This window comes from Citrobacter sp. Ca225 (assembly GCF_030337175.1).
Taxonomy (GTDB): Bacteria; Pseudomonadota; Gammaproteobacteria; order Enterobacterales; family Enterobacteriaceae; genus Citrobacter_A; species Citrobacter_A amalonaticus.
This window is the reverse complement of sequence record NZ_JAOWCD010000099.1, coordinates 91,846-106,171: the sequence shown is the minus strand read 5'-3', so window position 1 is coordinate 106,171 and position 14,326 is coordinate 91,846. Positions and strand designations below refer to the sequence as shown.

Here is a 14,326-nt window from a genome sequence, read left to right as displayed (position 1 = left end):
GTGAAGAGGGACGAGTAGGCCGGATAAGACGCTTTGTGTCGCCATCCGGCCTACGGGGAGAATTACAGCATATGTTCGGTACGGGCGATGATATCGTCCTGCGCGTCCGGTGAAAGTGCAGTGAAGAAGGCGGAATAACCGGCTACACGGACTACCAGATCACGGTACTGATCAGGATGTTTTTTCGCCTCCAGCAGGGTTTCGCGCGACACGATGTTGTACTGAATGTGCCAGCCTTTGTGCTCTTCAAAGAAGGTGCGCAGCAGGATCATCAGTTTCTGCTTGTCGGATTCATTTTCCAGCGTTGCCGGGTTCAGCTTCTGGTTTAACAGTACACCGCCCAGAATTGAACCGGTAGGCAGTTTACCGACCGAGCCAATCACCGCCGTTGGACCCAGATGGTCAGTACCGGACGCCGGGCTTGCCCCTTCGGCCAGCGGAGTATGGGCTTTACGCCCATCTGGTGTGGCCATAGTCGCTGCGCCGAACGGCACGTTTGCCGAGATAGACGAGGTGCCCGCGTAATAATTGCCGCCGACCGGACCACGTCCGTAGCGTGGGTTATGGTACTGCTTCAGTTCATCAATATAGGTCTGGTAAGCGCGAGCCAGCAGGGTGTCGACCGTGTCATCATCGTTGCCATACTTCGGCGCGCCGTTGATTAAACGCTGACGCAACTGCTCATGAGTCAGGCCGTCAAAATCATCCGCCAGCGCGGCCGCAAGCTGTTGCTGACCGATGGCCCCCTGTTCAAAGACCAGTTTTTTCACCGCGGCCAGGCTGTTGCCGAGGTTGGCGATACCCACCTGCAAGCCGGATACCCAGTCATACTTCGCCCCACCTTGTTTAATGCTCTTCGCCCGTTCGATGCAGTCATCCACCAGTGCCGAGCAGAGAATATCGTGCACGTTCTCTTCAAGCATGGTGTCGACCACATACTCAATCTCAATCGATTTACGCGTGTAGTAGCGGATTTGCGCATCCCATGCGGCCATCACCTCATCGAAATTGTTGAAGTTACCGGCGGAAAGCGCTTTTTCCTGCGGCAGGAAGACTTTCCCGCTGGTGGCGTCACGACCGCCTTCCAGCGCAGCGAGCATCACGCGGGCAAAGTTGATAAAGCTCATGCCGGTGCAGCGGTAGCCCCACTTGCCGCCGACCGCGGTTTCGATACAGCCGATCGCTGCGTAATCGTAGGCGTCCTGCGGCTCAATTCCGAGTTTGATAAATTCCGGGATGACAATTTCATCGTTGTTAAATGCTGGCATCCCAAAGCCACAGCGGATCACCTGCACGCAGGCGTCGAGGAAGTCATTGCTCATCCTGGCGTGATAACGCACGCTGAGGTTAGGCTGAGTGGAGCGCAGACGACCGCACGATTCAAGGATCGCGTAAGAGAGCGGATTGACCGCATCCATCGGTTGACCGTTAACCAGGCTTTGTCCGCCAATGGTGACGTTCTGATAGAGGGGGCTGCCTGCAGAGGCTTTAGAGTGCGATCCGGAACGGATTTTGTTCACTTCCAGCAGCTTAAGCCAGCAGCTGTGAAGCAGTTCAATGGCGTGTTCGCGGTCCAGCGACTGGTTCAGCTCCACGTCACGGCGGTAGTACGGATAAAGATACTGGTCCATACGCCCGAACGACACCGAGTGACCATTGGACTCAATTTGCAGAATCAACTGGATGAAGTAGCACAGTTGCAGCGCCTGCCAGAAAGTTTGCGGCGGCTGGTGGGCGATCAGATCGCAGTTTTCCGCTATCGCCAGCAGTTCGTTACGACGGCTGATACGCGTCTCTTCACTCGCCATTTTACGTGCCAGTTCGGCGAAGCGGGTGATGTGGTCACTGACGGCAACCAGCACAATATCAATGGCTTTCAGGAACTGCTCGCCATGCAGATCCTCGAGAACAGTCAGGTTAATACGAGAACGGCGCTCTGCGACTTTTTCCCGCAGGCCGTCAATGCCTTTTTCCAGCAGCAGCGGGAAGTTCACCGCCAGGTGTGCGTCACCGGAGGTCATGTTGCCTTCAGCTTTGATAATACCGGTTTCCAGCAACCCTTTTTGCTCATCAGTAAACATGCCGTAGCAGCGGTCCTGAACGGTCTGACCGCGCCACCACGGGCACACGGCATGCAGGACGCGCTTGTTCTCTTCACTGACCGCAAAACCAGCCCCTGGTCTGTCCGCCAGGTCGTCGATTTCTTTTTCAATCCATGACACGGTGTATTCCGGGAAGATCGGCGCGGCGCGGACTTCGCTTGCCTGGTTACCGATGATCAGCTCGTCGTGTTTGATCCAGATGGTTCGTTGTGCCAGATGATGTGCCAGTGCCAACGCGCGGCGTACCGGAATCGGCTTGTCCAGATGCTGCTGGTACATTTCAGTGTAATGCTGCGCGCGTTCGGTACAGACCGGTGGTTTGACGATATGCACCAGCGCGGTTTTGTGCGCTTTGATGCGGTCGCTGAGCGTATCCAGTTTCAGTTGGGTCATGGGTTTATCCTCGTAAAGTCGCGGTCAAACCTTTCGTGCAGGCGTACTGCTGCGCAAAGGCGAGCAGATCGGGTGCATCCAGCGGCTTATCCGGCGCGTGGTAGGGTTGGTTGAGCAAATGGTATTTATTGATGCCCAGCGTGTGGTAGGGCAAAAAGTGGATCTCGCTGACGTGCAGTTCGTCGGCGGCAAAATCGGTAATCGCTTTAATGGCCTCTTCATCCGCGTTAAAACCCTGAACCAGCGGAACGCGGATGATGATTTTTTTTCCGGCAGCGGCGAGCTTTTTCAGGTTTTCCAGCACGCGTGATGCGCTGCCATCCGTCCATTGCTTAAACGGCGCGTCGGCAACGTGTTTCAAATCTGCAAGGAACAGATCGATCCAGGGCAATGAAGGTTCAATGTATTTCCACGGCACATGCAGACAGGTTTCAACTGCGGTATGAATGCCCGCTTCGTGACTGGCTTTAAACAGCGACGCGGCCAGCTCTGGCTGCATAAACGGTTCGCCGCCCGAAAGCGTAATACCGCCGCCGCTGCGGTCATAAAAAGGTTTATCGCGCAGAACGGTGGTCATTATTTCATCCACGCTTTTGACTTCACCGCAAACGGTCAATGCCTGAGTGGGGCAACAATCGGTCAGGCGGGTAAGATGCGCGTCAGTGAGTTTTTCGCGATGGATAAGGAGGCCATTCAGCGCGCGTTCGATGACGCCCGGCGCCGCCTTTACGCAAAGCTCGCAGCCTTCGAGGCACAAACGTGCATCAAACAGCAGATCCTGCGTGCGCGCCCGGCTTTCCGGATTCTGACACCAGCGACAGCCCAGAGAGCATCCTTTAAGGAACACCACGGTGCGGATACCGGGGCCATCGTGTGTAGAATAGCGCTGAATATTGAAAATCATAAGCGGCCTCATTTGTTTCGTATAAAGATTAAATAACTTTCGAATGAAAGTTATGTTGACGTGCGTCAACTAACAGAAAGGTTTTGCCGTGGTATCTTTCATTTATGCTAACGAGTCGTTGAGGAATGATTATGGAACTCTATCTGGATACGTCCGATGTTGACGCGGTGAAAGCGCTGGCGCGAGTTTTCCCGCTGGCGGGCGTGACCACCAACCCCAGTATTGTGGCGGCGGGGAAAAAACCGCTGGATGTCTTATTGCCACAATTGCATGAAGCGATGGGAGGACAGGGGCGTCTGTTCGCTCAGGTGATGGCGACAACGGCACAAGGGATGGTGAGCGATGCGCGCAAACTGCGTGGGATCATTGCTGATATCGTGGTGAAAGTGCCGGTCACGGCGGAAGGTCTGGCGGCGATCAAACTGCTGAAAGAGGAAGGCATTCCGACGCTGGGAACGGCGGTGTACGGGGCGGCGCAGGGGCTGCTGTCGGCACTGGCGGGGGCGGAATATGTTGCGCCTTACGTGAACCGCGTAGACGCGCAGGGCGGCGATGGCATTCAGACCGTCAACGATTTGCAGAATTTACTGACGATGCATGCGCCGCATGCCAAAGTGCTGGCCGCCAGTTTCAAAACACCGCGTCAGGCGCTGGATTGTCTGCTGGCGGGTTGTGAATCCATCACCTTACCGCTGGACGTTGCCCAGCAGCTGATTAGCTCTCCGGCTGTTGATGCGGCGGTGGCGAAGTTTGAACACGACTGGCAGAGTGCCTTTGGGCGCACGTCGCTGTAAATTGTAGGTCGGATAAGGCAACGTCGTCATCCGGCAATACGCGCCATCATTGCCTGATGGCGCTACGCCTTATCAGGCCGGAATCTACTCAGGATGATGCTTCCCCACACACCTCGCAGCCCGGATTACGCATCAGCTTCATTTCGCGGAACTGGCAGGTCATGGCATCGTACATGACGATTTTCCCTGACGCGGGCTGACCATACTGCGCCAGCAGCTTTATCGCCTCCATTGCCTGTAACGACCCTATCACCCCAATCAGCGGCGCCATCACTCCGGCTTCCACGCAGGTCAATGCATTTTCACCAAACAGACGGCTCAGACAGCGATAGCAGGGCTCACCTTCTTTGTAGGTAAAGACAGTGATCTGGCCTTCCATGCGGATCGCCGCGCCAGAAATCAGCGGGACTTTTGCCGCATAACAACCCGCATTGAGCTGGTTACGAATCGCGACGTTATCGGTGCAGTCCAGCACCAGATCGTGTTCGGCGATGAGTGCCCGAAGGGCGGTCTCCTCCAGCAGCGCATTAATCGGGGTAATCGCGACGTGCGGATTAATTCGTCTTAGCGCGGCATGCGCCGACTCCACTTTCGGCTGGTTGAGGGTCGCATCGCTGTGCAGCGTCTGGCGCTGCAGATTTGACAGCGACACGGTGTCGAAATCGAGCAGCGTCAGGTGGCCGACGCCGGCGCTCGCCAGATACTGCGAGGACGCACAGCCCAGCCCACCGAGGCCCACCACCAGTACTCTGGCTTCCTTCAGCGCTTCCTGTCCGTCAAAGTCAAAGCCGCGCAGAATGATCTGCCGGTTGTAGCGCAGCATCTCCTGATCGCTGAGTTCTGCCATCACAGGCCTCCGAACAGCGCGTTGAAGGGTTCGACTTCCACCCATTCACCCACTTCGACGTTACCGCGATCGCGCTCGAGCACAATGAAGCAGTTGCCCTGACTGAAGGAACTAAAAATATGTGAACCCTGATGGCCTGTGGTACTTACTTCCAGTTCACCGTTAGCGGTGCGCTGCAGCATACCTCGCTGGAAATCGAGACGTCCCGGCGTTTTCTTCAGTCGCGAAGCGGTACGGACGCGCTGGCGCGCGGGTAATCCGCTGGCCGTATTGCCGCTCAGTTTCGCCAGCAGCGGCTGAACCAACTGGTAGAAAGTCAGCGCCGCTGAGACCGGGTTGCCCGGCAGACCGCAGAACCAGCTGTTGCGCAGTTTGCCAAAGGCGAACGGTTTGCCCGGCTTGATTGCCAGTTTCCAGAAAGCGATTTCGCCCAGCTCTTCAAGAATGGTTTTTGTGTAATCCGCTTCACCGACCGACACGCCGCCGGAGCTAATCACCACATCCGCCTGACTGTCGGCTTCGATAAACGCCGTGCGCAGGGCGTGCGGATCATCGCGGATGATGCCTAAATTGATTACGTCGCAACCCAACTGTTGCAGCATCAGGTGCACCGTCAGGCGGTTGGTATCATAAATCTGACCTTCGCCGAGTGGTTGACCGGGTAGTTGCAGTTCATCGCCCGTCGAGAACAGCGCAACGCGCACTTTACGCACCACCTGGACGTCGGCAATGCCGAGCGAGGCCAGTACCGGCAGTTCGCCTGTGGTCAGACGCGTACCGGCAGGGAAAACCACTGCGTTTTGCCCGATGTCTTCGCCACGACGGCGGATATTTTGCCCGGCGCGAACGTCGGCGGTAAAACGCACGCCGTTGTCTGTCTGTTCAGTCTGCTCTTGCATCACTACCGCGTCACATCCCGGCGGTACTGGCGCACCGGTCATAATGCGAATACAGCTGCCCGCAGGCCATTCTCCCTGGAACGGCTGACCGGCGAACGCTTTGCCAGCGACCGGCAGCGGATGTCCGTTGGCGAGATCGGCCAGACGTACCGCGTAACCGTCCATCGCCGAATTATCGAAACCCGGGACGTCCAACGGCGAAACCACGTCAGTCGCCAGAATTCTGCCAAAGCACTGCACCAGCGGTAACGTCTCGACGGCGGTGAGCGGGGTAACACGCGACAACATTTCGGTAAGCGCCGTTTCCAGCGGCATCAGTCCGGCGGTAAATTCCATGAAAACACTCCTGCGGGGCAAAATCGAATCCGTCTATTATGTCAGAAAATGCGAGGGGACTGTATGCCACCTCGGACTTAGGAAGGTGTGAATGCTTTACATGCTAATCGCATCTTTCTATAGTCAAAAATCGAATCAATAACTCTACAGAATTCTGATATTTGTAGAAGACGGACGGCAAATATGGGCAAAGCAGTCATTGCAATTCACGGCGGCGCAGGGGCGATTACCCGCGCGCAGATGAGCCAGGAGCAGGAATTACGCTATATCCAGGCGCTTTCCGACATTGTCGACGTCGGCCAAAAGATGCTGGAAGCGGGAGAGAGCGCGCTGGATGTGGTCACTGAAGCCGTGCGACTGCTTGAAGAGTGTCCGCTGTTTAATGCCGGGATCGGCGCGGTGTATACCCGTGATGAGACCCATGAGCTGGATGCCTGCATCATGGATGGCAATACCCTGAAAGCCGGGGCGGTAGCGGGCGTCAGTCATTTGCGTAATCCGATCCTCGCTGCCCGACTGGTGATGGAGCGCAGCCCGCATGTCATGATGATTGGCGCGGGGGCAGAAAAATTTGCGGCCGCAGAAGGGATGGGGCTGGTCTCTGCGGATCTCTTTTCAACGCCTGAACGTTATCAACAATTGCTGACCGCGCGATCGAGCGGCGAAACCGTGCTGGATCACAGCGGCGCACCGCTGGATGAAGGCAAGAAAATGGGCACTGTGGGCGCGGTAGCGCTGGATGTGCATGGCAATCTGGCGGCGGCGACATCGACTGGCGGCATGACCAACAAATTACCGGGCCGCGTCGGCGACAGCCCGCTCGTTGGCGCGGGCTGCTATGCCAATAACGCCAGCGTGGCGGTCTCCTGCACCGGCACCGGAGAAGTGTTTATCCGCGCGCTGGCGGCTTATGATATTGCTGCGTTGATGGACTACGGCGGCCTGAGTTTATCCGAAGCCTGCGAACGGGTGGTGATGGAAAAGTTACCGGCGCTGGGCGGCAGCGGCGGGCTGATTGCCATCGATCACGAAGGGAATGTGGCCTTGCCGTTTAATTGTGAAGGCATGTATCGCGCCTGGGGTTATGCCGGGGATACACCAACGACCGGGATCTACCGGGAAAAAGGGGACACCGTTGCCACACAGTGATGCGCTTGACGCCAGCGACGTGCTGGCCGTCAGCAATCTGAATATAGCCTTTCAACAGGACCAGCAGCGTACTGAGGCGGTGCGGAACCTGTCGTTTCGTCTCAGGCGCGGCGAGACGCTGGCGATTGTCGGTGAATCCGGTTCAGGAAAATCGGTCACCGCGCTGTCGCTGATGCGACTGATTGAACAGTCTGGTGGTGAGGTGCAGTGCGAGCAGATGCTGCTGCGTCGTCGGAACCGCGAGGTGATTGAGCTGGGCGAACAGAGTACGTCGCAGCTTCAGCGGGTCCGTGGCGCCGATATCGCCATGATCTTTCAGGAGCCGATGACATCGCTCAATCCGGTGTTTACCGTGGGTGAGCAGATAGCCGAGTCCATTCGCCTGCATCAGGGGGCGGGACGGGAAGAGGCGATGGCGGAGGCGAAGAGGATGCTCGATCAGGTTCGCATTCCGGAGGCGAAAGCGATCCTTTCACGCTATCCCCATCAGCTATCCGGCGGCATGCGCCAGCGGGTAATGATTGCGATGGCGCTCTCGTGTCGCCCGGCGGTGCTGATTGCCGATGAACCGACAACCGCGCTGGACGTCACGATTCAGGCGCAAATCCTGCAACTGATCAAAGTTCTGCAACGAGAGATGTCGATGGGAGTGATTTTCATCACTCACGATATGGGCGTGGTCGCGGATGTCGCCGATCGTGTACTGGTGATGTATCAGGGCGAAGGGGTGGAGACCGGCACTGTGGAACAGATCTTCCGCGCGCCACAGCATCCTTACACGCAGTCATTATTAGCGGCGGTACCGCAACTTGGGGCGATGAAAGGTCTCCCTTATCCGCGCCGCTTCCCGTTGATCTCTTTGAGCGAGCCGGAAAAGCGTGAGCGGCCTGTCGATCAAAATACGGTGGTCGAGGGAGAGCCCATTTTGCAGGTACGCAATCTGGTGACTCGTTTCCCGTTACGTAGCGGTATCCTTAATCGGGTGACTCGCGAAGTGCATGCGGTGGAAAATGTCAGCTTTGATCTCTGGCCTGGCGAGACGCTGTCGCTGGTCGGTGAGTCAGGCTGTGGCAAATCCACCACCGGACGTGCGCTACTGCGCCTGGTGGAGTCGCAGTCCGGCGAGATTATTTTCAACGGTCAGCGAATCGATACGTTGTCCGACAGTCAATTGCAGCCATTGCGTCGCGATATTCAGTTTATTTTTCAGGATCCATACGCCTCACTCGACCCGCGACAAACCGTGGGTTATTCGATCATGGAGCCACTGCGCGTCCACGGGTTGTTGCAGGGGAAGGCGGCGGCCGATCGGGGGGCGTGGCTGCTGGAGCGTGTCGGGTTGAAACCTGAACATGCGTGGCGTTACCCGCATGAGTTTTCCGGCGGACAGCGCCAGCGGATCTGTATTGCCCGCGCGCTGGCGCTCAATCCAAAAGTGATTATTGCCGATGAGTCGGTCTCCGCGCTGGATGTGTCGATTCGCGGGCAAATTATCAACCTGCTGCTCGACTTGCAGCGAGAGCTGGGGATCGCCTGGCTGTTCATCTCGCATGATATGGCCGTCGTTGAACGGATCAGCCACCGCGTGGCGGTGATGCATATGGGGCAGATTGTTGAGATCGGCCCACGCGCTGCGCTGTTTGAAGATCCTCAGCATCCGTATACCCGCAAGCTCATGGCGGCGGTTCCGGTTGCCGACCCCGGACATCACCGCCCGCAGCGGGTGCTGCTGTCGGACGATCTGCCCAGCAACATTTACCGGCGCGGCGAAGCGCCCGCACCGGTTTCATTGCAGTTAGTCGGGCCCGGACATTATGTCGCGCGTCCACAACAAGAAAATGCGCTATTGCGTTTATAACAATCAGGCAGGGTTCAGGAGAAAAAAGATGACAAAATTACTCGCCCGACATTGGCTGCTGGCATTAGGCGCGACGACCGCGCTGGCGGCGTCCCCGGCGTTTGCCGCGAAAGATGTAGTGGTCGCGGTGGGGTCCAACTTCACCACGCTCGATCCGTATGATGCGAATGACACCTTATCGCAGCAGGTGGCAAAATCGTTTTATCAGGGGCTGTTTGGCCTTGATAAAGAGATGAAGCTGAAGAACGTGCTGGCAGAAAGTTACACCGTCTCTGACGACGGCCTGGTGTATACCCTTAAACTGCGTCAGGGGGTGAAATTCCAGGACGGGACCGACTTTAACGCCGAGGCGGTGAAAATAAACCTCGATCGCGCCAGCGATCCCGCCAATAGCCTTAAGCGTTATAACCTGTATAAAAACATCGCCAAAACAGAGGCTGTCGATCCCGCGACGGTAAAAATCACTCTGAAGCAGCCGTTCTCCGCGTTTATTAATATTCTGGCGCACCCGGCAACGGCGATGATCTCACCAGCCGCGCTGGCGAAATACGGCAAAGAGATTGGCTTTCATCCGGTCGGCACTGGTCCGTATGTGCTGGACACCTGGAATCAAACCGATTTTGTGAAGGTGAAGAAATTTGCCGATTACTGGCAGCCGGGATTACCGAAGCTGGATAGCATCACCTGGCGTCCGGTCACCGATAACAATACCCGTGCGGCGATGCTGCAAACCGGGGAAGCACAGTTTGCCTTCCCGATCCCCTACGAGCAGGCGGCGCTGTTAGAGAAAAACAAAAATCTGCAACTGGTCGCCAGTCCGTCGATCATGCAGCGTTACATCAGCATGAACGTGACGCAAAAACCGTTCGACAACCCGAAAGTCCGCGAGGCGTTAAATTACGCCATCAACCGTCAGGCGCTGGTGAAAGTGGCGTTTGCTGGTTACGCGACCCCGGCTACCGGCGTGGTGCCGCCGTCGATTGCTTATGCGCAAAGCTACACGCCCTGGCCTTACGATCCGGCAAAAGCGCGTGAACTGCTGAAAGAAGCGGGTTATCCAAACGGTTTTAGCACCACGCTATGGTCATCGCACAATCACAGTACCGCCCAGAAAGTGTTGCAGTTTACCCAACAGCAACTGGCGCAGGTGGGGGTTAAAGTGCAGGTGACGGCGATGGATGCCGGTCAGCGCGCGTCGGAAGTTGAGGGCAAAGGGCAGAAAGAGAGCGGCGTGAGAATGTTCTACACCGGCTGGTCGGCGTCGACCGGTGAAGCCGACTGGGCATTGTCGCCGCTGTTTGCCTCACAAAACTGGCCGCCAACGCTGTTTAACACCGCGTTCTACAGCAATCCGCAGGTTGACACTGACCTCGCCGACGCGCTGAAAACGACCGATCCGCAAGAGAAAGCGCGGCTGTACAAAGCGGCGCAGGATATCGTCTGGAAAGAGTCGCCGTGGATCCCGCTGGTGGTGGAAAAACTGGTCTCGGCGCACAGTAACAAACTGACCGGTTTCTGGATCATGCCAGATACCGGATTCAGCTTTGATGATGCAGATTTGAAATAAGCCACAGCGGAAATCGGATGCTTAACTATATCCTTAAACGCCTGCTGGGGTTGATTCCGACCCTGTTCATTGTTGCGGTGCTGGTGTTTTTATTTGTTCACCTGTTGCCCGGTGACCCGGCGCGGCTGATTGCCGGGCCGGAAGCCGACTCGCAGGTGATTGAGCTGGTTCGTCAGCAACTCGGTCTCGACAGGCCGCTGCATGTCCAGTTCTGGCATTACATGACTAACGTGTTGCAGGGCGATTTTGGCCTCTCGATGGTTTCCCGTCGGCCGGTCTCGGAGGAGATCGCCAGTCGGTTTATGCCGACGCTGTGGCTGACGTTGACCAGTATGATCTGGGCCGTTCTGTTCGGTATGGCGGCGGGAATTGTCGCGGCGGTATGGCGTAATCGCTGGCCGGATCGCCTCAGCATGACGCTGGCCGTTACCGGGATCTCCTTTCCGGCGTTCGCGCTGGGGATGTTGTTAATGCAGGTGTTCTCCGTGGAGTTAGGCTGGTTGCCGACCGTCGGGGCCGATAGCTGGCAGCACTATATTCTGCCGTCTGTCACCCTTGGCGCGGCGGTGGCCTCAGTGATGGCTCGCTTTACCCGCGCCTCATTTGTCGATGTGCTCAGTGAAGACTATATGCGTACCGCCCGGGCGAAAGGGGTCAGCGAAACCTGGGTGGTGCTCAAGCATGGGCTGCGCAATGCGATGATCCCGGTGGTCACCATGATGGGGTTACAGTTCGGCTTTTTGCTCGGCGGGTCTATCGTGGTCGAAAAGGTCTTCAACTGGCCCGGTCTCGGACGTTTGCTGGTGGACTCCGTAGAGATGCGCGATTATCCGGTGATTCAGGCGGAAGTCCTGTTGTTCTCACTGGAATTTATACTTATCAACTTAGTGGTGGATGTGCTGTATGCCGCCATTAACCCGGCTATCAGGTACAAGTAAGGATGCGTTTACTTAACTGGCGCCGTCAGGCGATTTTAGATGCCATGCCAATGGTGAAACCCGAGCGGGTACGCACGCCGTGGCACGAATTCTGGCGACGTTTTCGCCGTCAGCATGTGGCGTTGATAGCAGGCCTGTTTGTGCTGCTGCTGATCCTGGTGGCAATCTTCGCCCGCTGGCTGACGCCGTTCGATGCGGAAAACTATTTCGATTACGACAGGCTGAATGACGGACCGTCGATGATGCACTGGTTCGGCGTGGATTCACTGGGCAGAGATATCTTCAGCCGCGTGCTGGTTGGCGCGCAAATTTCACTGGCGGCAGGGGTTTTTGCAGTATTGATTGGCGCGGTTATTGGCACCGTCCTGGGGCTGCTCGCGGGTTACTATGAAGGCTGGTGGGACCGGGTCATCATGCGCATCTGCGACGTGCTGTTTGCGTTTCCGGGTATCCTGCTGGCGATTGCTGTGGTCGCGGTATTAGGCAGCGGCATTGCCAACGTGATTATCGCGGTGGCGATCTTCTCAATCCCGGCATTTGCGCGTCTGGTGCGCGGCAACACGCTGGTGCTGAAACGCCAGACGTTTATCGAATCGGCGCGCAGTATTGGTGCCAGCGATGCGACCATTATTTTCAGTCATATCCTGCCAGGAACCGTCTCGTCGATTGTGGTCTTTTTTACCATGCGTATTGGTACGTCGATCATCTCTGCGGCAAGTCTGTCGTTTCTGGGACTGGGCGCACAGCCGCCGACGCCGGAGTGGGGCGCGATGCTGAATGAAGCGCGGGCGGATATGGTGATTGCGCCGCATGTGGCGCTGTTCCCGGCGGTGGCGATTTTCCTGACGGTACTGGCGTTTAATCTGTTAGGCGATGGCCTGCGCGACGCGCTGGACCCGAAGATAAAAGGGTGAACCACAAGCCTGATAAGACGCGTTGGCGTCGTTATCAGGCATTGCCGGATGGGGCATAAATGCCTTATCCGGCTGGGTCAGTGAGAGTTAAGCGCGGGTGCCCCACAGGTCGTACTCGTCGGCGTTTTCCACTTTCACGCGGATCACGTCGCCCGGCTTCACGTTGGTTTCACCGTTCAGATAGACTGCGCCGTCGATTTCCGGGGCGTCGGCCATGCTGCGACCAATCGCGCCTTCTTCGTCGACTTCATCGACGATCACCAGAATTTCGCGACCGACTTTCTCCTGCAGACGTTCCGCAGAGATCTGCTGTTGCAGTTGCATAAAGCGGTTCCAGCGCTCTTCCTTCACCTCTTCCGGTACCTGATCCGGCAGCGCATTGGCGCCAGCGCCTTCTACCGGGCTGTATTTGAAGCAGCCTACGCGGTCGAGACGCGCTTCTTTCAGGAAGTCGAGCAGCATCTGGAAATCGTCTTCCGTTTCACCCGGGAAGCCAACAATAAACGTTGAGCGCAGGGTCAGCTCCGGACAGATTTCACGCCATTGCTTGATGCGCGCCAGCTGGCGGTCAACCGAGCCGGGGCGCTTCATCAACTTGAGAATACGTGGGCTGGCGTGCTGAAGCGGGATATCCAGATATGGCAGGATCTTACCTTCCGCCATCAGCGGGATCACGTCATCAACGTGCGGATACGGGTAGACATAGTGCAGACGCGTCCAGATACCCAGTTTAGACAGCTGTTCACACAGGCTGACCATGCTGGTTTTCACCGGTTCACCGTTATAGAACCCGGTACGATGCTTCACATCCACGCCATAGGCGGAGGTGTCCTGAGAAATCACGAGGATCTCTTTCACACCGGCATCGACCAGACGCTTTGCTTCGCTCAGCACATCACCAATTGGACGGCTAACCAGATCGCCGCGCATGGACGGAATGATGCAGAAGGTGCAGCGATGATTGCAGCCTTCAGAAATTTTCAGGTAGGCGTAATGACGCGGGGTCAGCTTCACGCCTTGTTCCGGCACCAGGCTCAGGAACGGATTGTGCTTCGGTTTCGGCACGTAGTGGTGAACATGTTCCAGAACCTGCTCATAGCTATGCGGCCCGGTGATTTCCAGCACTTTCGGATGGACTTCACGGATCTGATCTTCTTTCGCGCCCAGACAGCCGGTGACGATCACTTTGCCGTTTTCGTTCAGCGCTTCGCCAATGGCTTCCAGTGATTCCTGCACTGCGCTGTCGATAAAACCGCAGGTATTGACGATCACCATATCGGCGTCGTCGTAACTCGGGACGACATCGTAGCCTTCGGTACGCAGTTCAGTCAGGATACGTTCCGAATCGACGAGGTTTTTCGGACAGCCGAGGGAAACGAAGCCGATTTTCGGCTGGTGGGTTACTTTGCTCATAGCTTAAAAATTGTTCAGTTATTGGAATGTTCAGGGCAGGGATTCTACAGAGTTCCGCACAAAAATTGTATTGCTATCTCACCCGATAAGGGCGGGAAAGTCGGTATTGGCTTATAGCGACTTTGTAAATTATGTTAATGGCGGGTGAATTATTGATCTCAGGCATCACATTGTACAAAAAATAGCCATACTATTATGTTGCACCATGGCTG

The 14,326-nt window shown here is 56.6% G+C and carries 11 protein-coding genes; 6 read left to right on the top strand and 5 right to left on the bottom strand.

What is annotated here, in order from left to right:
* Window positions 1-62: 62 nt before the first annotated feature.
* Window positions 63-2,495 carry a glycyl radical protein gene (locus OGW13_RS19250; protein ID WP_287116391.1) on the bottom strand — a complete coding sequence of 811 codons (2,433 nt, stop codon included), beginning with the start codon at window positions 2,493-2,495 and terminating at the stop codon, window positions 63-65.
* Window positions 2,496-2,499: 4 nt separating this feature from the next.
* Window positions 2,500-3,399 carry a glycyl-radical enzyme activating protein gene (locus OGW13_RS19245; RefSeq protein ID WP_044264234.1) on the bottom strand — a complete coding sequence of 300 codons (900 nt, stop codon included), beginning with the start codon at window positions 3,397-3,399 and terminating at the stop codon, window positions 2,500-2,502.
* Window positions 3,400-3,530: 131 nt separating this feature from the next.
* Here OGW13_RS19245 and fsa point away from each other — a divergent pair, with 131 nt between their 5' ends.
* Entirely contained in the window at window positions 3,531-4,193 is a 663-nt protein-coding gene (fsa, locus tag OGW13_RS19240; RefSeq protein WP_043001258.1) for a fructose-6-phosphate aldolase, read from the top strand.
* Between the two features lie 88 nt (window positions 4,194-4,281).
* On the opposite strand, the gene moeB is transcribed toward fsa, so the two are convergent.
* On the bottom strand, window positions 4,282-5,040 hold the full coding sequence (gene moeB / locus OGW13_RS19235; protein WP_043001257.1) for a molybdopterin-synthase adenylyltransferase MoeB: 759 nt from the start codon (window positions 5,038-5,040) through the stop codon (window positions 4,282-4,284).
* Window positions 5,040-6,275 (bottom strand): molybdopterin molybdotransferase MoeA, encoded by a 1,236-nt coding sequence (moeA, locus tag OGW13_RS19230; protein ID WP_099433406.1) that lies wholly within the window; start codon window positions 6,273-6,275, stop codon window positions 5,040-5,042. Before moeA ends, moeB begins: the two co-directional genes overlap by 1 nt.
* Before the next feature lie 183 nt (window positions 6,276-6,458).
* Between moeA and iaaA the strand changes: the two genes are divergently transcribed.
* From iaaA to gsiD, 5 genes are read left to right on the top strand one after another with little or no spacing between them, the layout of a single operon-like run.
* Window positions 6,459-7,424, top strand: coding sequence for a beta-aspartyl-peptidase (iaaA, locus tag OGW13_RS19225; RefSeq protein WP_181628287.1), 966 nt, complete (start codon window positions 6,459-6,461; stop codon window positions 7,422-7,424).
* A complete protein-coding gene (gsiA, locus tag OGW13_RS19220) occupies window positions 7,411-9,282 on the top strand; it encodes a glutathione ABC transporter ATP-binding protein GsiA (protein ID WP_287116390.1) in 1,872 nt (623 codons plus the stop codon). The genes iaaA and gsiA overlap by 14 nt, the downstream gene beginning before the upstream one ends.
* 28 nt (window positions 9,283-9,310) lie before the next feature.
* The gene (gsiB, locus tag OGW13_RS19215; RefSeq protein ID WP_044256396.1) at window positions 9,311-10,849 is read left to right on the top strand and encodes a glutathione ABC transporter substrate-binding protein GsiB; all 1,539 of its coding nucleotides are present in this window, start codon (window positions 9,311-9,313) and stop codon (window positions 10,847-10,849) included.
* Window positions 10,850-10,866: 17 nt separating this feature from the next.
* Window positions 10,867-11,787, top strand: a complete 921-nt coding sequence (gene gsiC / locus OGW13_RS19210) for a glutathione ABC transporter permease GsiC (RefSeq protein ID WP_044256395.1) — start codon at window positions 10,867-10,869, stop codon at window positions 11,785-11,787.
* A 2-nt stretch (window positions 11,788-11,789) separates the two neighbouring features.
* Entirely contained in the window at window positions 11,790-12,701 is a 912-nt protein-coding gene (gene gsiD / locus OGW13_RS19205) for a glutathione ABC transporter permease GsiD (RefSeq protein ID WP_044256394.1), read from the top strand.
* Window positions 12,702-12,788: 87 nt separating this feature from the next.
* On the opposite strand, the gene rimO is transcribed toward gsiD, so the two are convergent.
* The gene (rimO, locus tag OGW13_RS19200) at window positions 12,789-14,114 is read right to left on the bottom strand and encodes a 30S ribosomal protein S12 methylthiotransferase RimO (protein ID WP_043001250.1); all 1,326 of its coding nucleotides are present in this window, start codon (window positions 14,112-14,114) and stop codon (window positions 12,789-12,791) included.
* Between the last annotated feature and the right edge of the window lie 212 nt (window positions 14,115-14,326).